This window comes from Candidatus Chryseobacterium colombiense, assembly GCA_029203185.1.
Taxonomy (GTDB): Bacteria; Bacteroidota; Bacteroidia; order Flavobacteriales; family Weeksellaceae; genus Chryseobacterium; species Chryseobacterium colombiense.
Window position 1 is genome coordinate 2,610,001 of sequence record CP119310.1, and the last position, 22,356, is coordinate 2,632,356.

At 35.4% G+C, this 22,356-nt stretch carries 16 protein-coding genes, 2 tRNA genes and 2 rRNA genes (1 of these 20 only partly in view); 1 reads left to right on the plus strand and 19 read right to left on the minus strand.

The features are described 5' to 3' along the window. The 18 genes from P0Y62_11625 to P0Y62_11710 all read right to left on the minus strand — a co-directional run. Positions 1 to 234: ribosomal RNA gene (locus tag P0Y62_11625) — 23S ribosomal RNA — on the minus strand (it extends 2,519 nt beyond the left edge of the window). Positions 235 to 392: 158 nt separating this feature from the next. Continuing rightward, positions 393 to 466: transfer RNA gene (locus P0Y62_11630), tRNA-Ala, on the minus strand. Positions 467 to 549: 83 nt separating this feature from the next. Beyond that, positions 550 to 623: transfer RNA gene (locus tag P0Y62_11635), tRNA-Ile, on the minus strand. A gap of 271 nt (positions 624 to 894) precedes the next feature. Then, positions 895 to 2,411 (minus strand): 16S ribosomal RNA (locus P0Y62_11640). The 16S and 23S rRNA genes sit together here with 2 tRNA genes alongside, the layout of an rRNA operon. A 586-nt stretch (positions 2,412 to 2,997) precedes the next feature. Then, on the minus strand, positions 2,998 to 3,684 hold the full coding sequence (locus P0Y62_11645) for a hypothetical protein (GenBank protein WEK68503.1): 687 nt from the start codon (positions 3,682 to 3,684) through the stop codon (positions 2,998 to 3,000). A gap of 9 nt (positions 3,685 to 3,693) precedes the next feature. Beyond that, positions 3,694 to 4,554: a dTDP-4-dehydrorhamnose reductase gene (gene rfbD, locus P0Y62_11650; protein ID WEK68504.1), complete on the minus strand. Its 861-nt coding sequence runs from the start codon at positions 4,552 to 4,554 to the stop codon at positions 3,694 to 3,696. Between the two features lie 7 nt (positions 4,555 to 4,561). Beyond that, entirely contained in the window at positions 4,562 to 5,047 is a 486-nt protein-coding gene (locus P0Y62_11655) for an acyl-CoA thioesterase (protein WEK68505.1), read from the minus strand. A 69-nt stretch (positions 5,048 to 5,116) separates the two neighbouring features. Continuing rightward, complete coding sequence (locus tag P0Y62_11660; GenBank protein ID WEK68506.1) at positions 5,117 to 5,620, minus strand: OmpH family outer membrane protein; 504 nt, start codon at positions 5,618 to 5,620, stop codon at positions 5,117 to 5,119. Between the two features lie 91 nt (positions 5,621 to 5,711). Next, positions 5,712 to 6,251 (minus strand): OmpH family outer membrane protein, encoded by a 540-nt coding sequence (locus P0Y62_11665; protein ID WEK68507.1) that lies wholly within the window; start codon positions 6,249 to 6,251, stop codon positions 5,712 to 5,714. Positions 6,252 to 6,255: 4 nt separating this feature from the next. After that, positions 6,256 to 8,793 carry an outer membrane protein assembly factor BamA gene (gene bamA, locus P0Y62_11670; protein ID WEK68508.1) on the minus strand — a complete coding sequence of 846 codons (2,538 nt, stop codon included), beginning with the start codon at positions 8,791 to 8,793 and terminating at the stop codon, positions 6,256 to 6,258. A 30-nt stretch (positions 8,794 to 8,823) separates the two neighbouring features. Beyond that, positions 8,824 to 9,573 carry a polyprenyl diphosphate synthase gene (gene uppS / locus P0Y62_11675; GenBank protein WEK68509.1) on the minus strand — a complete coding sequence of 250 codons (750 nt, stop codon included), beginning with the start codon at positions 9,571 to 9,573 and terminating at the stop codon, positions 8,824 to 8,826. 7 nt (positions 9,574 to 9,580) lie between these two features. Then, positions 9,581 to 10,471, minus strand: a complete 891-nt coding sequence (locus P0Y62_11680) for a DUF6089 family protein (GenBank protein ID WEK68510.1) — start codon at positions 10,469 to 10,471, stop codon at positions 9,581 to 9,583. Positions 10,472 to 10,680: 209 nt separating this feature from the next. Continuing rightward, entirely contained in the window at positions 10,681 to 13,182 is a 2,502-nt protein-coding gene (locus P0Y62_11685) for a polysaccharide biosynthesis tyrosine autokinase (protein WEK68511.1), read from the minus strand. Between the two features lie 2 nt (positions 13,183 to 13,184). Continuing rightward, entirely contained in the window at positions 13,185 to 14,045 is an 861-nt protein-coding gene (locus P0Y62_11690; protein ID WEK68512.1) for a polysaccharide biosynthesis/export family protein, read from the minus strand. Positions 14,046 to 14,080: 35 nt separating this feature from the next. Further along, positions 14,081 to 15,202 carry an MraY family glycosyltransferase gene (locus tag P0Y62_11695; GenBank protein ID WEK68513.1) on the minus strand — a complete coding sequence of 374 codons (1,122 nt, stop codon included), beginning with the start codon at positions 15,200 to 15,202 and terminating at the stop codon, positions 14,081 to 14,083. Positions 15,203 to 15,300: 98 nt separating this feature from the next. Then, positions 15,301 to 16,302: a glycosyltransferase gene (locus P0Y62_11700; GenBank protein WEK68514.1), complete on the minus strand. Its 1,002-nt coding sequence runs from the start codon at positions 16,300 to 16,302 to the stop codon at positions 15,301 to 15,303. Positions 16,303 to 16,305: 3 nt separating this feature from the next. Next, positions 16,306 to 17,376, minus strand: coding sequence for a formimidoylglutamase (locus tag P0Y62_11705; GenBank protein WEK68515.1), 1,071 nt, complete (start codon positions 17,374 to 17,376; stop codon positions 16,306 to 16,308). 105 nt (positions 17,377 to 17,481) lie between these two features. Continuing rightward, positions 17,482 to 18,567, minus strand: a complete 1,086-nt coding sequence (locus tag P0Y62_11710) for a glycoside hydrolase family protein (protein ID WEK68516.1) — start codon at positions 18,565 to 18,567, stop codon at positions 17,482 to 17,484. A gap of 184 nt (positions 18,568 to 18,751) precedes the next feature. Here P0Y62_11710 and P0Y62_11715 point away from each other — a divergent pair, with 184 nt between their 5' ends. Next, a complete protein-coding gene (locus P0Y62_11715) occupies positions 18,752 to 19,684 on the plus strand; it encodes an alpha/beta hydrolase (protein ID WEK68517.1) in 933 nt (310 codons plus the stop codon). A gap of 69 nt (positions 19,685 to 19,753) precedes the next feature. Here P0Y62_11715 and topA read toward each other — a convergent pair whose 3' ends face one another. Then, the gene (gene topA, locus P0Y62_11720; GenBank protein WEK68518.1) at positions 19,754 to 22,315 is read right to left on the minus strand and encodes a type I DNA topoisomerase; all 2,562 of its coding nucleotides are present in this window, start codon (positions 22,313 to 22,315) and stop codon (positions 19,754 to 19,756) included. Positions 22,316 to 22,356 lie beyond the last annotated feature (41 nt).

The window sequence follows — 22,356 nt, forward strand, 5'->3', positions numbered from 1 at the left end:
CGCCACTACTTACGGAATCTCTTCGATTTCTTTTCCTCCGGGTACTTAGATGTTTCAGTTCTCCGGGTTTGCTCCTCTTACGAGGTGACTAGTCTTCAACTAGCCGGGTTGCCCCATTCGGACATCTCGGGATCAATTCGTGTGTGCCAATCCCCCGAGCTTTTCGCAGCTTACCACGTCCTTCTTCGCCTCTGAAAGCCTAGGCATCCGCCATACGCCCTTAACGATTTCTTTCCTATTTTTAGGTTACTCAAGCACTTATAAGTGCTCGGTTTTCTCTTTGTGATGTCTTTACCGTTAATGTCAATGATCTTAATTTCTTCTTTTCCGACTGATGAACAGATGTTGTTTTTGGCTCCATCCGTAACTTTTAAATCAGTCTTCCAAAACTGTGGAGAATAAGGGAGTCGAACCCTTGACCTCCTGCGTGCAAGGCAGGCGCTCTAGCCAGCTGAGCTAATTCCCCCTCTAGTTGCTGTTGGCTTATTGCTAATTGCTTCGGGCTTTTTTGCCATAAGCTATAAGCCATTTGCCAGCCGCCTTAATTAGTAGTCTCGGGCAGGCTCGAACTGCCGACCTCTACATTATCAGTGTAGCGCTCTAACCAGCTGAGCTACGAGACTTTGTATGAGCAATGGGTGATGAGTAATAAGTAATCCTTTTCCTCCTGTCCATTTCTCAATCTCTTTCCCTTTTACTAATTTCTAGTGGGTTTTATTTTTTATATATTTATAAGTAATTAGTAATGAGTAATTTTTTACGATCCAATTACTTGGCTCTTTTTACTTTTATCTTTTTACTTATAAACCAACCAAACAAAAAACTAAAGCTTTACTTTGAATAAGTACTTTGTGTCTAGGACACTAATTTTGTTTTACGTCTAAAGACGCTCTAAAATGAGATGTTCCAGCCGCACCTTCCGGTACGGCTACCTTGTTACGACTTAGCCCTAGTTACCTGTTTTACCCTAGGCAGCTCCTTTTACGGTCACCGACTTCAGGTACCCCAGACTTCCATGGCTTGACGGGCGGTGTGTACAAGGCCCGGGAACGTATTCACCGCGCCATGGCTGATGCGCGATTACTAGCGATTCCAGCTTCATAGAGTCGAGTTGCAGACTCCAATCCGAACTGAGACCGGCTTTCGAGATTTGCATCACATCGCTGTGTAGCTGCCCTCTGTACCGGCCATTGTATTACGTGTGTGGCCCAAGGCGTAAGGGCCGTGATGATTTGACGTCATCCCCACCTTCCTCTCTACTTGCGTAGGCAGTCTCACTAGAGTCCCCAACTGAATGATGGCAACTAGTGACAGGGGTTGCGCTCGTTGCAGGACTTAACCTAACACCTCACGGCACGAGCTGACGACAACCATGCAGCACCTTGAAAATTGCCCGAAGGAAGGTCTATTTCTAAACCGATCAATTCCCATTTAAGCCTTGGTAAGGTTCCTCGCGTATCATCGAATTAAACCACATAATCCACCGCTTGTGCGGGCCCCCGTCAATTCCTTTGAGTTTCATTCTTGCGAACGTACTCCCCAGGTGGCTAACTTATCACTTTCGCTTAGTCTCTGAAGCCGAAGCCCCAAAAACGAGTTAGCATCGTTTACGGCGTGGACTACCAGGGTATCTAATCCTGTTCGCTCCCCACGCTTTCGTCCATCAGCGTCAGTTAAGACATAGTGACCTGCCTTCGCAATTGGTGTTCTAAGTAATATCTATGCATTTCACCGCTACACTACTTATTCCAGCCACTTCTACCTTACTCAAGACCTGCAGTATCAATGGCAGTTTCACAGTTAAGCTGTGAGATTTCACCACTGACTTACAGATCCGCCTACGGACCCTTTAAACCCAATAAATCCGGATAACGCTTGCACCCTCCGTATTACCGCGGCTGCTGGCACGGAGTTAGCCGGTGCTTATTCGTATAGTACCTTCAGCTTTCCACACGTGGAAAGGTTTATCCCTATACAAAAGAAGTTTACAACCCATAGGGCCGTCGTCCTTCACGCGGGATGGCTGGATCAGGCTCTCACCCATTGTCCAATATTCCTCACTGCTGCCTCCCGTAGGAGTCTGGTCCGTGTCTCAGTACCAGTGTGGGGGATCACCCTCTCAGGCCCCCTAAAGATCACTGACTTGGTAGGCCGTTACCCTACCAACTATCTAATCTTGCGCGTGCCCATCTTTATCCACCGGAGTTTTCAATATCAAATGATGCCACTTAATATATTATGGGGTATTAATCTTCCTTTCGAAAGGCTATCCCCCTGATAAAGGCAGGTTGCACACGTGTTCCGCACCCGTACGCCGCTCTCTCTGTTCCGAAGAACAAATACCGCTCGGCTTGCATGTGTTAGGCCTCCCGCTAGCGTTCATCCTGAGCCAGGATCAAACTCTCCATTGTATGTTTGTCTGACTCACTCAAAGTTTTTAACGCTTTAGTTTTTCCTTACTTGGTTGTTATATTGTATGTCAATGATCTTCCAATCTTTCGCTTTTTCCGAAGCACTCTCTCTGTCAGTGGCGCTCCGTATTTGCGAGTGCAAAAGTAAAAAATTATTTCTTTATGACCAAATGTTTTTTGAGAATTTTTTAAAGTTTTTTGATGACCTTAATTTCTTTATTTACCATTCAATCCCACTCCTGCGCTTCCCGTTTTACCGGACTGCAAAGATACAAAAATTTTTAACTCCCGCAACTTTTATTTCTAAAAATTTTTGATTGTTTCTCTTCGTATCCTAAAGTGATTTTCTTAATCTTTTTGCCCATCTAAAGGCTCTTCTGCGCTTACTGATATACTCTCGTTTTCAGTGGGGCAAAGATAAAGACTTTAACCCTACACTTCCAAACTTACTTAACATAAAATTAAATTTAAATTCATATTTGAACTTAACTAGCTGACTCCGTGACCAAATATTTTTAAACTAACGTTTAGAGGTTATGAGTAGAAAGAAAATCATGCTCAAACTAAGAAATAAAAAAAGCAAAGTTTAATTACTTTGCTTATGTTCTTTATATATTGTACTTAGAAATTCTGCGTAAGATTTCTCCAGACCAACAATATCCCCACTTTTTAAATTTAACCCTCCTCTTCCTGAGTCATCGGATTTTATTTTTGTTGAAGACATCTGAAAGTATTGATTTCCATCATTAGATCTCGGTTGCAGTTTTATAGTAGAACCTAAAAGCTTTCTGGTAGAAATAACATACACCTCTTCATTCTTAGGTTTTAAAACAAAAAAACTTCTGGGTTCTAGAATAAGGTCTTTTTTATTAATGCTTATTTTTTGCTCTTTATCTGAAGAAGCAAACAAATAAATATTTCCGGTTTGATTTAAAAGCTTGTCTCTTGAAATAAAATAAAGGTTGAATCTGTAATTAGAGGGATTAAATGATTGAGTAGAACCATCAATATTTTCGAAAAGTTTTAATGAAAAAGCGTTGGCACCGATTTCCTTTGCTTTTTTATATATTAAAGAAAACACAGCCGCATCATCTTTTGAAAAACCCTGAACTTCTATTTCTCCCAAATAAGATGCCTCTTTTATCTCGTCATTTATTTTAAATAAAGTCTGATCTGTATTATCATGTGTCTTTTCAACTTTAGTAAGAAAAACACTTTGAGCATTTACAATCTGGACAAGAGTAATAAAACTTATTATCAAAAAATTCTTCATAGTACTATTTTATTTTGTAAGAACTTCAACACAATCTTCTAAGCTATTTTCCCAATGCTTAGGTTCTATTTTATAAAATTTCTCTATTTTATCTAAACACATAGTACTTCTCTTCGGTCTTTTTGCCGGAGTTGGATATTGCTCGGTTGTCAGTGGATTTAGTTTAATACTTGATTTTGAAAATTCTGCAATTTTTTGAGCAAATTCAAACCAAGTAGTTTCGGGGTAGTTTGAAAAATGGAAGATACCAAATGTTTTGTTTTTAGTTTCGATGATTTCCATTATTGCTTCTGCCAAGTCGTTGGCATTAGTTGGCTGCCCAAACTGATCTGCCACAATTCCCAACTCTTCTTTTTGAGAAAACAAATTCAACATTGTCTTTACAAAGTTCTTATTAAACTCTGAATACAACCAGGACGTTCTTAAAATGATTGTCTTAGGATTGATATCTAGAGCTAATTCTTCTCCTTTAAGTTTCGATTGTCCATAAACTCCTATTGGATTGGTAAAATCATCTTCTGCATAATCCAGGTTGGTTTCTCCATCAAAAACATAATCTGTGGAAACATGGATAAGAACAGTTTTAAACTCGGCACAAGCTTCTGCGATATTGGCAACACCTTCCGCATTTACAGCAAAAGCTTTCTCAGGTTCTTTTTCTGCAAGATCTACTGCGGTATATGCGGAAGCATTGATACAAAAGTCCGGTTTATTATCGTAAAAGAAACTTTGTATCTGCTCTGAATTTGTCACATTAAGAGCTTGTGAATCTGTAAATATAAATTCATATTTATTTTCAAAATTCTCTGCAATATGTTTTATACAGCTTCCTAATTGTCCGTTACTGCCTATTACTAATATTTTTTTCATCTTTATATTATGAGTTTTTTGCGTTTTGAGATCTTAAAAATTTAACCCTTGATTGGAAGTCTTTTTGTTCCAGGTCCATATAGAATTTATGGAATGTTTCTTTTATGTCTTCCGGGTGTACTTCAGATCTTCTTGTTTTTACATTAAAATAAATAACAGTAACCCATAATACTGCATGAATTGTTTTTTCATCCAAACTTTTCATTAGAATTTCAACTTTGGCAGTTCTATCCTGAATATCGATTGTTTTACTGCTAATAACAACAGATGTATTGTATCTAACTTCTTTCAGATATGCTATTTCGTTCTGAATGGCGATCCAAGTACAGCCAGTTTTCTTTGTATATTCTTCATAAGTAAACCCGTAAAATGTCTCCACATGATCCTCTCTTGCATTGAACATATAATCCAAATATTTCACATTGTTTAGGTGACCTATTGGATCACAGTCGCTAAAGCGTACTTTTACCGTTGTTGATACTTCTTTTTCCATTGTGCAAAAATAAAAAAACCACCCCGATTAGAGGTGGTTGATTTTATAAATCTTTGTTAATTTCTAAAATTATTTAAGACCTAATTCTTTTTTAACATCAGCTGTGATGTCTGGACCATTTTTGTAGATAAGAGCAGACGAATTAGCATCTAATACAAAATCAATTGTGTTTGCTTTTGCTACTTTTTCAATAGCAGCATTTAATTTTGTTTCAATCGGAGCATATAAAGCATCTTGTTTTGCCTGACTGTCTTTCATTGCTTTATCCTGCATTTGAGCAATTTCTTCCTGAATTTTTTGCAATTCTGCTTCTCTTGCTTTGTTTTCTTCAGCAGTTTTTTTAGAAGCTTCTTCAGAATATTGCTTTAATTTTGCTTGACCAGCATCTCCTTTCTTTTTAATCTCAGCTTGTTTGCTATCGATAAATGTTTTTAGGTCAGCATCTGCTTTAGTTTTTTCAGGCATCGCATTAAGAACAGCCGCAACGTTTAAAGTAGCCGATTTTTGAGCTTTTGCCATACCTACAGACACAACCATCATTATTGCTGTAAATAATACACTTAATTTTTTCATAATTGGTAAATAAATAATTTAATTTTTAAGATTGCAAATTTCAATAAAAGTTAATTTCAAAACAAATTTAATTATACTTTTTAAGGAAATTCTAATTCTTTTTCTCTTTTGTTGTTGTTCCTTTTAGTAAAATATCTAAGACTTTATCTGTATAATCAAATCTTTTTTGAAGGAAAATAACATTAACGTCGTTACTTTTATCAAGAACTATGCCCAATCCATTTTTTTCAGACATCGTCTTAATCGCGTTCCAGATCTGATCCTGAAAAGGCTGAACTAGATTGGCCCTCAGCTTACTAATTTCTCCATTGGTACCAAAACGTAAGCTTGTCGTTGTTTTAATATTTTTATCCAGATCCATCACTTCTTTTTCCCTAAGCTTTAACTGATCTCCTATCAACAGAACTTTTTCGTTCTCAAAAGCAGACCTTTTTTTCTCATACTCTGCCTGAAGGTTCTGGAGATCTGTCTGCCAAGTATCAATCTGCGAGTTTAATCTCGCTTCTGCTTCTTTATACTGCGGAAGTTTATCTAATATGGCCTGAGTATCTACAACACCTACTTTTTGGGCATTTGAAATTCCAAAACATATCAGGAAAAAAATAGCGAAAATGGTCTTAAAGTTCTTCATATTATTATAAAGATTGGTTCATCAAGAAATGGGTCTTCCAGCCTGAAGGATCTGTTGAATTGATTGTTTTATCAAATCCATATGCAAAGTCAAATCCGATAAGTCCAAATGCTCCCATATATACTCTTACCCCAACTCCGACTGATCTCTTTAGCTGGAAAGGGTTATACTTACCCCAAGAGTTCCATACGTTTCCTCCTTCAGCAAAAGTAAGTGCATAGATTTTAGCCGTCTGACTCATTGAAATCGGATATCTCAATTCCAAAGTAAATCTGTTATAGATAGTTCCTCCTCCTCGTTGAGTAATATCTTCAGATGTTCCTCCGTAAGTAGATGCATTTTCATATCCTCTTAGTGGAATAAGTTCTCTACCGTCATATCTTCCTCCGAATAAACCTGTACCTCCTACATAATATCTTTCGAAAGGCGGTGCACCAAGTTCTTTGTTATATCCATCCATGAATCCCATCTCAGCAGAAGACCTTAACACAAGTTTCCCCGCAATTTCGTTATAAATATCTGCTTTGAATTTCACTTTATAAAATTCCATCCATTTATACTTATCTACAGGACTCATTGTTGAATAGTCTTTGTTACTAAACAATGAATACGGTGGTGTAAACTTAGCTGTAAGTTCTACATTTGAACCTACTGTTGGGAAAATTGGATCAATACCCGCAGAGTTTCTGCTTAATCCTAAATTTATACTGAGGTTATTTGCATTTCCATAATATTCAGTAGTATTACCAAATTCAAATGGATAATTACTAAACTTATATTTCTGATATTGTAAACCTGTATACAATGAGAAGTAATCATCCGGCCAGCCCAATCGTCTGTTAAGCCCTACTGAAGCAGAGAAAATATTCAATTTCTGAGAGTTTCCGTATGCATCACTGTAATTTACTCTAGAAGTATTCAAACTTACAGAAAGTGCAGTCGGTTTTGTTCCGAACAACCATGGCTCTGTAAATGAAATACCATAGTTTTGGAAATACTGTCCTGCCTGTGCCTGGATAGACAACGTTTGTCCGTCACCCTGAGGAACAGGTCTAAAGTCTTTGAACTTAAGGAAATTTCTTAATGAGAAATTATTGAACGTTAATCCTAATGTTCCAATGAAGCTATTTCCTCCGTATCCGGCCTGTAACTGTACCTGTGAAGATCCTTTTTCCACAAGTTTCCAACCGATATCAACAGTATTATCCTGTGGATTTGGCTGAATATCCTGTCCTACCTGCTGAGGATCAAAGAATGACATCCCGGCCAGGTCAAAATACGTTCTCTTAATATCGGATTTCCTGAATAGTTCTCCCGGTTTTGTCATTAATGATCTAAGAATAACGTGGTCATGAGTCGTTACGTTTCCACTCCAAGTTACTTTATTCCAAGTAGCTTTTTCGCCTTCGTTGATACGGATCTCAAGATTAATCTTATCTCCATCTACTGATTTTTCAACAGGAGTTACATTAGAGAATAAATATCCGTTATTCATATAGATTGACTTGATATCAGAATCATCTTCTTTACCACCGTCTTCTCCTACTTTCTTATTGAATCCTACAGCATCGTAAATATCTCCTTTCTTATATCCTAAAATTCTTTGTAAATATTCTGTTGCAAATACAGTATTTCCCGTGAAAGTAATATCCCCAATATAGTATTGTTTACCTTCACTCAATTTTACGTTGATCTCGTAATTGTTTCTTTTGTTTCTCCATACGGAATCTGAAACAATTGCAGCATCTCTATATCCCAAAGAGTTATAATAACTGATAAGGCTTTGCTTATCTTCCTGGTATTTATCTTCAACAAATTTGGAAGATTTTAGAATCCCCCCAATTCCGAATCTTTTCTGCTTCGTTTCTTTGAACGCTTTTTTTCTTAGCTTAGAATCGGTAACATTCTTATTTCCTTCAAATTCAATATGATCGATTTTGACTCTTTTTCCTTTATCAACTTCAATCGTCCAGTCCACTAAGGCAGGATCACTTGCATTTATTTTATCCTTAATGGTAATTTTAGCATCTGCAAATCCTTTCTTAACGTAATCTTTCGGAATATTTGTTTTCAAACTTGAAACCAAATTCTGTGTGATTTTAGTTCCAGGTTTTAGATTATTATCTTTAGCAAGTTTCTCGTTTTTAGACTTACCAATTCCTTTTCCTGTAAATTTTACTTCACCAAGTTCTTTTAAATCCTGCAGATAGAATTTTAAAACAATCGTTTCTCCTTCAATACTTTCAACATATACTTCCACTTCGGAAAATGACTGAGTATCCCAAAGTTTCTTTACAGCAGTACTGATCTTCTGCCCCGGAATATCTACAGACTCACCTTTCATTAATCCTGTAAATCTCAGAATTTGAGCGGGTGTATATTTTTTAACCCCATCAACGACGATATCCTTTAACGTATATGTCCCTGCTTGATTTTCTGCATGTACAGAAGAGCTTACTCTTGTACTATCCTGCGGTGTTACTTGTCCATAAAAATGTGCAGAAGCAGCAAACATTATGATGGGTAATAATCTAAACTTCATTTTATCGTAGTCTTTCTTTTCTTAATTCTTTTACTGAACGTTTATTTGTTCTCCGGTTTTCCCGTATCTTCTTTCCTTATTCTGATAATTTAAGATACATTGGAAGAAAATCTCTTTTGTAAAGTCTGGCCAAAGTATATCTAAAAACTGTAATTCAGCATAGGCAATCTGCCAAAGTAGAAAATTACTGATCCTTACTTCTCCACTTGTCCTGATCATTAAATCAACAGGTGGGAAATCTTTTGTATACAAATAGCTTTCAAATACTTTTTCATCTATTTTATCTACCTCAAGCTTCCCATTTTTCACATCGGTACTGATTTCTTTTACCGAATTCAAAATTTCATTTTGAGAGCCATAACTAATTGCAAGAATCAGATTTCCTTTTGAATTATTTTTGGTGAGTTCTATAACTCTTAACAGCTGATCTTTTACAAGTGGGGGCAATTTTTCCAAATTCCCGATCACATGCATTCTTAACCCTTTGCTAAAAATCTCTTCAGCTTCAAGCAATAAAGTTTCCATAAGTAAATTCATTAATGTATTTACTTCGTCATCTGGTCGGTTCCAGTTTTCCGAGGAAAAAGTATAGAGGGTTAAATAAGGAATATTAATTTCGTTACAAGCATTAATAGCATTTCTTACCGCATCAATGGCATTCTTGTGACCAAATGTTCTTTCTTCTCCCCGAGATTTTGCCCATCTTCCGTTTCCATCCATAATGATGGCAACATGTTGTGGGAGGTTTTCGGGATCTATTTTATCTTTTAACAACGACATATTTTGATTAATCACAATAACACGGAGGTCTTCCAAAAGAATAGGTCAATCCTAAACTGAAAGTATTCAACCAATCTCTGGAGTCTCCATCTCCGATAGTTCTAGTTCCTTTGTAAGCAGCTTCTCTTTCCTGAGACACAATGTAATAATTTCCTGTTCCCAACAGTGAACCTCCTCCCGGAGATAAGATATCAGAATTATATGTTGATTTCACATCTTTTGGTAAAACCTTACTATAATCCAACTGGTCTGTCAGAGTCAACCTGAATGTTGCTTCCGCAAAAACAGCCCAGTTATGATTGAATTTATATTTCAAACCAACTCCAAAAGGAACGTGCATTGCTATTTTCTTCCCTGTTGAATATACCGGAGTGGTAGTAAAATCCTGTTCATTAATTGGCGCTTGTGCCACTCCATCTGCATCTCTTCTGAAATCATTCACTAAAGTAGTTTTCGGAGCATCATACATAATAGCTCCTACCCCAGCAAAAATATAAGGGCTCAACATTCCCATCTGCTCATTATTCACTGGTAAAAAGTTATATTCAAAGCTTAAACTAGCCTCATAAACATTATTTTTACCAAAAGCATTTCTATTTCTTCTATATTGTTCTTTAGCAGCTTTATCGCTAAACTGAATTTGATTGTATCCCAAATCTAGTCTTACCGTTTGATAAGGGTTAAAATTAAATCTATATAATAAACCACCATAAAACGGAACTCCCCAATCAGAAACTCTATCCATACTCAACGGTTTTTGTAAAATATAATTGGTATTTCCTACATCACCTACCAGGTTACTCATACCCAGTCGGATTCCCAATTCATTTCTTTGTGCCTTCATGCTTACCATTGTTCCCATAACGGTAAGAAAGCTAAACAATAATTTTTTATTCATAAAAGAATATGGATTTATGGTTATTTTAAAAATTAATTTTTGCAAATATAAAACATTTTTATATTAATGATATTCTTAATGTTTAGTTAAAAATAAACAAAAAAACATAATTTGTTATAAAGTAAACGGCAAAGTCCTCAAATTATTTCTTTTTCTGCATAAAGAAGAAATTCATTTCAAAAATTCACTTATTACAGCATGCTAAAATATTACTTCTTTCTCAATATTTGCTGTATTTTATTTCTTATTCTAATTAATAGTGGTTCTTTATAGTTTTTATCTTCATCAAAATAACCATAACCATAGCCGTAACCATAGCCATAACCGTAGCCATAACCGTAGCCATAACCTTGTTTTGTATTATAGTCGTTATAAACAAGACCCAAATTTCCTACTTCTTGATTATGGTATTTCTCAGTAATCATCTTAAGCATATATTTTTCGGTATACTCATGACGAACTACATAAATATTAGCATCAGAATATTTCATGAGTTCGTAAGAATCTGCTACTAATCCTACCGGCGGAGAATCTATAATGATAAAATCATACATTCCTTTAAGCTTTTCAAGAAACTCAATATTTCTTTCACTCATTAAAAGTTCTGAAGGGTTAGGTGGAATAGGCCCTGAAGTAGCTACATCTAAATTAGGAATCTTTGTTTTATTAATAATCTGATCTATCGAAACCTCACCAGTAAGGTAGTTAGAAATTCCGTATTTATTATCAATACTAAAATCCCCGAAAATCTTAGGCTTTCTCAGGTCCATTCCAAGTAAAATGGTTTTTTTATCACTTAATCCTAATACAGAAGCTAAATTAATCGAAACATATGTTTTACCTTCTCCTCCAATAGAGGAAGTAATCAGGATAACCTTGCTTTTCTGGTTTTCATTTAATAAAAATCTGATATTGGCTCTTATTCCTCTAAATGCTTCTGAAACAGAAGATTTTGGAGACTGAAGAACGGTAAGCATATTTTCGTTATTATTATTACCGATTACTCCCAGCATTGGTATTTTTGTAACATTTAAAAGCTCTTTAATATTTCTAATTTTATTATCCAGAACTTCACCTACGAAAATAAACAGTAACGGTAAAAATAAAAAACCTCCTATAATTCCTAGCTCAGTTCCTTTTTTATTTGGTCCTACAGGCAATTGCCCCAAATTTTTAGCTGGGTCAATAACCGTTATATCCGACTGATTGGTAGCCACTTTCATTTGAGCTTCATTTTGTCTTCCCAACAAGCTGTTATAAGTAGCTTCAATCATGTTATACCCTCTTTCTGCATCAAGATACTTTCTTTCTTTTTCAGGATAAGCGACTAGGTCGGAATTTGCAGCTGCTACTTCTTTATCAATTTTATTAATTTCATCATAATAACGAGTGTAGTAGTTTCTCAGCGAATTTGATGAACCAGACTTAGCTTCATTAATCAGCCTGTTGATTTCAATCATAGGCTCAGAATTAGGCTTATAGATAGAAGCCATTTCTCTTCTTTTAAGATAAAGCGCTTTCAGTTCAGATATGGATGCACTAAAGAAACCATCTTCAAATCCTGCAGCTCCTGTACTGATCATTTTGTCAAAATTCTGACTATCGATCGTCGTTCTGATAGAATTCAGTGAGTTTACTTTGCTTAGAAGATCTGCCTTTTTAGATTCCAAATCTTTTATTTTATTTAAAGATTTTTCATCTCTGTCTTTAATGTCATATAATTTTTCAGATGTCTTTAAATAGTTCAGTACCAATGCACTTGAATCAAGTTTTTTCCTGATCTCGTTTAAGCTGTTCTGTAAATATAAATCTGTATTTTTATTAATAATATTTTTATCCGCCAATCTTTTTTTCTGAAGTTCAGCAACCGATTTATTCAAGAAATTAACGGTTCCATTCAGATTAAATCCTGTTTTTGTAATAATCATAATGGTATTGATTTCTTTATCAAAATCAACATTAATGGTTGAAACAATACCGTTTACCGTCTGGTTCACCGTTTCTAAATTCACAATAATATTATCCAGCTTTATGCCAGGAGTAACGGGGTTCGGTACTAATTTAAATCTTAAATTAGGAGAAGTATACCATTCATTTAATTTTATCGTTTTATTGGCAGGTTTAGGAAATTCGGAGATATTTTGGAAACCTTCTATTTCATAGTTATATAAATTCCCTGAATGACCTTCTTCCGGCAGCACAACTTCGTAAGAGTTATTTCCTTTTGGTAATAAAGTAATAGGATAATTAACCTGCTGTAAATGTTTTCTATCAATCTCTAAAAATACCGGAGAATCATTTTTATCTAAATAAGTAGATTTTAAAGTTCCTTTTGTAGAAAAGTTCACAAAAAGCCCTAATTCTTTTACCAGAAACTCATTATGAGATCTGGACAAAAGCATTTTTTTAAGATAAATCCCATCCTGATTACCTCCTTGTCCCCAGATAAAGTTGATGGACTGATTAGGGGTAAAATAACTTGCCGTATTGTTAGAAACGCTTAAGGACAGATTGGACGCATAAATATTTTGTGCATAATATTTACTATACACCCATGAAAGAGAGTATCCAATAAAAAACATCAAAACAAACCAATACCAGTTCTTTATGATCCTTCTTATGAAGTTTTCTATATCAAATAAAGAAAAAGCCCCACTTATATCTTTCGAGGAATCATTTTTCGATAGACTTACATATTTTTCGGGAATCATGATTACAGTGTTTTTATAAGTAAGTAGATTGACAAAGCCGTTGTAAGAAGAGAAACTCCTGTTGTTATAGTTTGTATAGGGTCTTTTCCAAAACCATTCAAGCTTTTCGCTCTCGTATTCAGGTAAATTTCATCACCGTTCTGAACATAATAATAGGGAGAATTCATCACATCTTCACGGGTAAGATCTATTTTAGCAATCTTGATGCCTTCCGGAAGTTTTCTATGAATCACAATTGTTTTTCTGTCAACCGTTCTGTTAAGCCCACCATTCATCGCAAGAGCTTCCGTAATGGTAAGTGTATTTTTATGGGCAACTTTTTCTCCTGTAACTCCAGTTGTTTCTACATCTCCAAGAATATAATAGGTAATACCGTCTGTATTTAAACGCACTTCAGATTTTCCATCCTGAAAATTTTCATTTACTTTCAGCTGGATTTCCTGAGTGATCTCTTCAATAGTTCTCCCTTCAGCTTTAATATAACCAATTCCAAATACATTGATATCACCTTTTGAGTCTACCTTAAGACCATTAAAATAAAAATTAAGGTTACCACCATGGCTTCCGTTACCGTTATTTATGCTTGTCATTGCATTATTTGCAATCTGCCCTGAATTTGTTCCTCCTGATGTATTATAACTCGAGTAAAACTGAGCGGCATCTCCTTTAGGAGTTGTAATAATATTCAAATTAAGGATATCGTTTTTGGTAATTCGATATACCGGTATATTGTATGGAACAAGCCCTTCTTCATTAATCACCAAACTCTCATTAGGCTGCATATATCGCACTTCTTTTGTTGTGATACAAGACGTCATAACAAAAGCCAGTAACAAAAGGAATAAATTTTTATAATTCTTCATCAGATTTAAGTTGTTTGCAAAAATAAAAATTAAAACTATTTCTTTACATTATTTCTTAAATAGTATACAAAATTTGGTAAATATGCACCAATAAATCCTAAACATAAAACAATAGTCAATAATAGACCTACATTGATATGTCTTAGGAAATTCGCAACAATTATTATGAAAAGATAGTAAGTAATAATATAAAAAGAAGATCTTCTATGGGTAAGACCAAGTCTTAAAAGCTTATGGTGAATATGGTTTTTATCTGCTTTAAACAAAGATTTCCGATTAACCAATCTTATCATCATGACGTTCAACGTGTCTACAATTGGTAAAATAAGAATTGCAACAGCAACAGCAGGAGCCGCAGGCAAATGATAACGAGGTACTGCAGGATCTGTCTTATCAATAAAAATATCTATAAAACAAATACTGGTAAATGCAAGCAGAAATCCTAACAACATAGATCCTGTATCTCCCATAAATATCTTAGTGGCTCTATAATTGGACAAATTATAATATAAAAATGCCAAAACTGACCCCACAATTACTGCCGAAAAAACAACTAAAGGATAATTATACTCTCCCAAACGATAATAACTGATCCCGAAAAGAGCACTGCATATCAAAGAATACCCTCCCGCCAAACCGTCAATGCCGTCGATAAGATTGAATGCATTAATTAATACAATAAAAGTAAGTATACTGAATACCACACTCACATAGTAATTAATTTCATAAATACCACAAATCCCAAAAAGGCTTCTGATTCTGATATCCGAGCCAATCACGATTAATGACGACACCACAATCTGTGCAATGAGTTTCTTGTAAGCTCTCATTACTACAATATCATCCATGATTCCAACATAAAGCAGTATAACCAATGATGCAAATAAAAACTTATAAAGCTCAAAGAGTTCATATGCAAAAATAGAAGCACAGACTCCGATAGAATAAAACATGGCAACTCCGCCAAGATTCGGAATCTTTCTCAGATGAGAACTTCTTATTCCAGGCTCATCCATTAAATTTTTTCTTCTGGAAATTTTTATGATGGTAGGAATAGAAAAAAAAGTAATTAAAAAAGAGAACAGGAAACCTAACCCTATTTTCACGTAAAAAATAGAAATCCCTTTCCCCACTAAGAACAGCTCAAAACTCTGCATTCTTTATTGTTCAGGCACTTACAGTATTAAAAAATCGAATTAAGATTTATATCTTGACATATTCACAATCTAATTATTACCTTCGCCTGCATTTGTGTTTATACTAATTTCCTTATCAGCTTCTTCTGGCCTGCAAAAAACAGCAGATAGAAAATTTTTTTCCTTACAGACAAAGATAAAATATAATTTCTATCAAAACGACTATAACTCAATATATCTTTAATTTTAATAGCCTTTTTTTTCCTGAAAACATCAAGCTTATCACTCATTTCATAAAATAAGTTTTCATTTTTCACAAAAGCCAGGTAAGCCAAGAAGGTATAAATGCCTTCCAAGATCTGAAAGTTTTTCAGCTCTTTTTTATTATGAGAATATATTGATTTTTCAAAAGCAATCTCCACATCTTCAACCGCCTGCAAAATATCCAGTCCTTTTTCATTATGGGTTTTTGAAATCGAATTCTGACGTTCCAGATACTGATAATGGAAATTCTGGGTCTGAGCAATCGTTTTGCACTCCAAAAGCAATTGCGGAATCAGCTGAATATCTTCAAAAGAAATTCCTTTTTTAAATCTTTTGGTTTCAAAAAGCTCTTTTTTAAATAATTTATTACAAGCAAAATAGCTAATATCTGAAAAAACTGAAAAATGAGTTTCAAGATCTATTTTTTCAGGCATATTGGGAATCTGCGTCAGTTTCTGCACCACATTTCCGCTCTCATCCACTTTCTGAAGATTGCAGATTACCATTTCAGCAGAATGCTTTTCTGCAAGATCCAGCATTTCTTCAAACATGGTTTCTACAACATAGTCATCACTATCTACAAAACCAATATAATCTCCGGTTGCGTTATCAATTCCAACATTTCGGGCATCACTTAGTCCCCCGTTTTTTTTATAAAAAGATTTAATCTTTTCCGGAAATTTTCCCGAAAAATCACTAATAATTTTCCCGGAATCATCCGTACTTCCGTCATCAACTATCAAAATTTCAATATTCTGATAGGTTTGATTCACCAAAGAATCCAGACATTTTGCCAAATAATTTTCGACATTATACACAGGAACAATGATAGAAATTTTTTGGAGAACGTTTTTCATAGATTAAATTTTCGTAAACCGGGCATTCAGCCAGCCTTTTTTGGCCTCATCAAAATCCTTTCTCGAACAAGGAATACAGTTTTCTATATTTTCATCTTCTCCAAAATACCAAAGATTGCTGAACGTATCACGCTTGAAAGCATATTGCCTGTCATCCACCAATACATAAAACACCTCATAGTGCCTTTCTTTGGGATGAGACTTTTGAATATTGATTCCTTCAATCAGATACCAGATCATTTGTGCCAAAAGCTGGTGATTCAGCTGATTTTCAGAATAAATATTATAATTAAAAATTCCTACGGATTTTAAATTTTCACTCAGCCCGATCTCTTTCATATAAGCACAGATTTCTCTTCGGTTCAAGCCATTCACCTGCGGATTCATCGAAAAAGGCTCACTGAAACTTTCTATTGCATCACAGTTAACCGTTACCAGATCCGCTTTTCTGAAGAAAGGTTCGGTTTTCTCTGTGGAATTCATCATTTCAGCAAGACGGATAATATCGAACTCCACTTCTTTGACTAATCTTACAGAATCTGCTTCATTTAAATGTTTCTGATAGCCTAAGTGATGATAATTCTTAATAGAAAAATTCTTAGCTCCGAAAATTTTGCTTAAAAAAGTATGTTCATTGATCATTTCGCCCTGTTTCAGGGAAATAATATTACTGATTTGAGTATAATTAATATTTTTTGTGTGAAAGTTAAGAGCCGAAAAAAGCGAAAAAGCAAAGTCATTAGAACCACCAATAATCACAGGAATTGCTCTTTTATAATGACAAGCAGATAACACTTCCTGTAAAATATAATGAGAATCCTGAACAGATTTCCCCGAAACCAAATCCCCTAAATCAACAACCGGAATTTCAAAATCCAGCTGTGAAAGTTTGTAAAATTCTTTTCTGATTCCTGTAAAATCCTGAACCTCTGCATCTCCATTTGCCCCTCTATAATCCGAAATAAAAAGAAGCACAATACTATCTTCTTTAATATCTTTTGTGATCTGGTTTCCTATTTGCCAGTTTTCAGTTTTGAAATTTCTTGGTGAAATGATAAAGTCTTCGAAATTCATGTATAATCCGCATTAGTTTCACAAACTTACAAAAAACCTTATCAATTTAGTCCATGCAACATTTTTATTGGTAAAAAATAACGAATTATCAATCTGATATAATTGTTAAATTTCAGATCTTAAAATCTCAAAAACAAAAGTCGTAGAAGTTTCAAATTTACCACCTTGTGTAGCCCCAAATAAAAACCTCGGCGTTTCTCCATCTTTATCCAATAAAATCATGGGACGCTCCAATCGCCCAAATCTATTTAGATTTTTTGGAGGAGCTGGTTCTGTGATATACCTTTTCATATTGAGATAGGCAATCTCCGGTTGCGACCAATGAATTCCATCTTTTGTGGTTAAATGCAAGCCATATTCATGATTAAAGAATCCCATATCACGGGAAACCATGTGATATTTTCCTTTTTGCTTCCATACAAAAGCATCTTCCAACTGAACATTATTCGGTAATGATGAGAAATCAATCACCGGATTTTCTGATATTTTTTTGTAAGGCCCCAATGGAGAATCCGCCTTTGCCAGTCCGTATTTTCTGTTTCCGCGGATTGGTCCTTTTTGTGTTTCATATTCTTTAGTATTCCATGATTTATAAAACAGCCAGTATTTTCCATCATTTCCTTTTACAAAAGCTGGATTTGTTGTACAATGATCGTCCCACGAACCTTCTTTTCCGGGAAGGAGTAAAGGCTGATCAGATCGTATCCATTCTCCATCAAGACTTTTAGATGTTGCTAATCCGATTTTTTTTGTATTGGTTTTTCCATTGGAATTTCCCATAAAAAACAGTAAATATTGGCTTCCGACTTTTTTAATTAAAGGATTATGACACGTTGTTGCATCCCAGAATCCTTCTCTTGGAGCAAGAACAACTTCCTTGTGTTCAAATTGATAGAATGGCGAATTGGCTTCTGCCCGACAAATTTCTGAACCGTTGAGCCAGCCTCCCATTCCTTTTTCTTTTTTCCAACGGGAATAGAAAAGATGAACTTTCCCATCTTCACCCCAAATCGGAGAAGAACACCAGATGTAATATTCTTCCAAAGCAAATTGTCTTCCAATTGGTTTCACATTGAAATAGGGTTTTTCTTCTGAAGATAATAAACGTGTACATGATGATCCGAAAAACACAGCAGTCATACCTAAAGCTGAAGTTTTTAGAAATTCTTTACGGGTGAAAGGTTTTTCCATTGCTATTATTTGAAAGCTAATTTAGAAGAAACGGATATAAGCAGTGTCCTGCAGTTTCAGGTTAAATAGTGAGTGCCATTGAGTCGACCATAAAAACTTATCCATCTGATTAATAACAGAAAACATACTATATACAATGTAACAAACACAAAACCAGACTACACTAATAAAAAAATAAATTCAAATGAAAACCATCAAAAAACTGATTCATTGTAAAAATGTCACAATAACAAAAAAATATTACAGGAATTTCCTTCTAGTATTATTTCTTTTGTGTGCTACCCATCACCTATCAGCAATTGCACCAAACTTTACTACTAAAAATATAAAGTTTCTAAGCGAAGGAGATATGCTTGCTGGAACAATTTTTAAACCGAAGCACATTTCTGCGGCCGTGGTAATAGTGCATGGATCCGGACAGGAAAAAAGAATGACCGAATTTGCGACATTATTGGCTGAAAATGACATTGCGGTTCTAACCTATGACAAACGCGGTGTCGGAGAATCTGCAGGTATTTATGCAGGACCGGAAGTCGGAACCAATAATGTTGACGCCTCAAATCTTACTCTTTTATCTCTGGATGCTAGTGCTGCAGTAGATGTATTATTTAAAGATTTACCAAACAATAAAATACCAATAGGTTTAATTGGCGCAAGCCAGGCTGGATGGATAATTCCATTGACTGCCATGAAAAATAACAAAGTCAAATTCATGACTATATTCAGTGGTGCATTGATAACGGTAAAGGAACAGCTTAGGTTTCAGTTTTACACTAACGGAAATTCAAATTTTTGGGCTACACATACCGAAGAAGATGCCCGAAACCACACCATGAATGATCCAGACAAATATGAGTTTACAGATACTAATCCGTTAAATGCTCTTTCCAAATTATCAATTCCGGGATTATGGATTTTTGGCGGCAAAGACATTCAGGTTCCTGTGAATTTATCAATTGAACATCTCAATACATTAATTTCCAAAGGTAAACATTATGAATACAAATTATTTCCAACATTAGGACATAATACCGCATTCTCAAACTCTAAAGAACCAATGAACACTGCTTTGGAATGGATGAAAAACATATCAATACTGAAAGTTAAAAAGCATTGAAAAAATAACTCTTACATCAACATACAGCATCTAAAAACAAAAAGCACAGATTTAGTCTGTGCTTTTTAATTATTTCTTTTTAGCAACTGTTTTCTTTGCTGTCGTTGCTTTTTTAGTCGTAGTCGTTTTCTTCGCTGCAGGTTTCTTTTTCTCTGCAAAAGCTTTCGGATCCTGATCGGTAATCCATTTTTTAACCTCATCAAGAGAAACGTCTTTCAACTCTTCACTCTCATATTTGGTATCATCCGCTTTTTTCGGAATTTTAAACATTGCTTTTCCGAACTTGATGAATGGCCCCCATCTTCCGTTTTCAATGGAGATTTTTTCTTTTTCCCACTGCTGGATATATCTGTTAGCTTCTTTTTCCAGTTTAGCATCAATCAGTTCATTGATATCGCTTTGAGAAAGATTTTCAAAATCATATCTCTTCGGAACATTGACAAAAATACTTTGGTATTTGATGAAAGGCCCGAATCTCCCCGTTCCTTTTGTTACAGGCTCCCCTTTGTATGTTGCAATCGGTGCATCTGCTACTTTCTTTTCATTGATGATTTCCTCCGCACGTTTCTGATCTACTGAAAGTGGATCTTCACCTTTCGGAATACTGATGTATGTTTCGCCCCACTTCACATAAGGTCCGAATCTTCCAACGCCAACCGAAACAGGCTGTCCGTCAACTTCATTTAAATCAAATGGAAGTCTGAATAATTCCAGTGCTTCTTCAAAAGTAATGGTTGCAATGTTTTGGCCCGCCATTAAGGATGCAAAGATTGGTTTTTCTTCATCATCCGTTTCTCCGATCTGGATCATCGCACCGAATCTTCCGATTCTCGCGTGAACATTTTTACCTGTTTTCGGATCAACACCTAAAAGTCGGTCTCCTGTTGCTCTTTCTGCATGTTCTTCTACATCTTCAATTCTCGGATGGAATTTTGAGTAGAAATTCGTCATCATTTCTTTCCATTTCTGATCACCGTTGGCAATTTCATCGAAGCTTTCTTCTACTCTTGCCGTGAAACCGTAATCTAAAATTTCTTTAAAGTTATCTGTTAAGAAATCACTTACTACTTCTCCGGTGTCCGTTGGAACGAACTTATTTTTATCCCCACCGAATTTCTCTTCAAGGACTTCTTTTTTGATTTTATCTTTTGCCAAAGAAATTTTCACCACTTCTCTTGTCTGCGGTTCGATTTCTCTTTTGTCAACATATTCACGGTTTTGAATCGTCTGAATTGTCGGTGCATACGTAGATGGACGACCAATTCCTAATTCTTCTAGCTTTTTCACCAAACCTGCTTCTGTATATCTTGCGCTTGGTCTCGTAAATTTTTCGGTTGCTGTAATTTTTTTATATTCTAAAACTTCTCCAACGCTTACTTTCGGAAGTAATTTTTCGTTGTTTTCTTCATCATCATCTTCAGTTTTCACAATTCCGTAAGCTTTCAGGAAACCATCAAAAATGATTACTTCACCCTGTGCTTCAAAATGCTGGGGAAGTTTTGCATTTCCGATTTCAATCACAGTCTTCTCAATTTTAGCATTGGCCATCTGAGAAGCCAGTGTTCTTCTATAAATTAACTGGTACAATCTGTTTAATTGAGCATCTCCGATACTTGTTACAGCAAAGTCTGTCGGACGAATTGCTTCGTGAGCTTCCTGTGCTGAAGCAGATTTTGTTGTGTAATTTCTTGGTGAAGAATATGCTGCTCCGTATTCTGAGGTGATTTGTTTTTTGGCACCTTCTATAGCCTCCTGAGAAAGGTTTACTGAGTCTGTTCTCATATAAGTAATGTATCCTTCCTCATACAGCCTTTGTGCAAGACGCATTGTATTGGTCACATTATATCCTAATCTTGAAGAAGCTTCCTGCTGCAAAGTAGAAGTTGTAAAGGGTGCAGAAGCAGAACGCGTTCCCGGTCTGGTTTCAACATTTAAAACTTTGAATTCAGCAGTTCTTGCCTGTTCTAAGAATTTTTCTGCATCTTCTTCTTTATCAAAATCTTTTTTAAGCTTTGCCGAAATTTCCTGTGCAGCTTTATTTAAGAAAATCCCATCCAGTTTAAAGCTTGCTTTGGGCACAAATTCACGGATTTCTTTTTCTCTTTCAACAATTAATCTTACCGCAACTGATTGTACTCTTCCTGCTGACAATCCGGGTTTTACTTTTTTCCAAAGTACCGGAGACATTTCGAAACCTACGATTCTATCCAAAACCCTTCTTGCCTGTTGTGCATTTACCAGATTCTGATCTATATCTCTAGGATTTTCAATTGATTTTAGAATGGCATTTTTAGTAATTTCATGGAAAACGATTCTTTTTCTGTTTTCCGGCTTCAGTTTCAACTCTTCTGCCAAGTGCCATGCAATAGCCTCTCCTTCGCGGTCTTCATCGGAAGCCAGCCAAACCATTTCGGCTTTTTTCACAGCGGCTTTCAGTTCTGTTACCAACTTCTTTTTATCTGCAGAAACTTCGTAATCGGGACTGAAGGTAGCCAAGTCAATCCCCATTCCTTTTTTAGGTAAATCTCGGATATGTCCAAAACTGGATTTCACTTCGAAATCCTTACCTAAATACTTCTGAATAGTTTTTGCTTTTGCCGGTGATTCGACGATTACTAAATTTTTCGACATTCTAAAAATTTTTTGCAAAAGTAAAGCTTTTTTATTATATA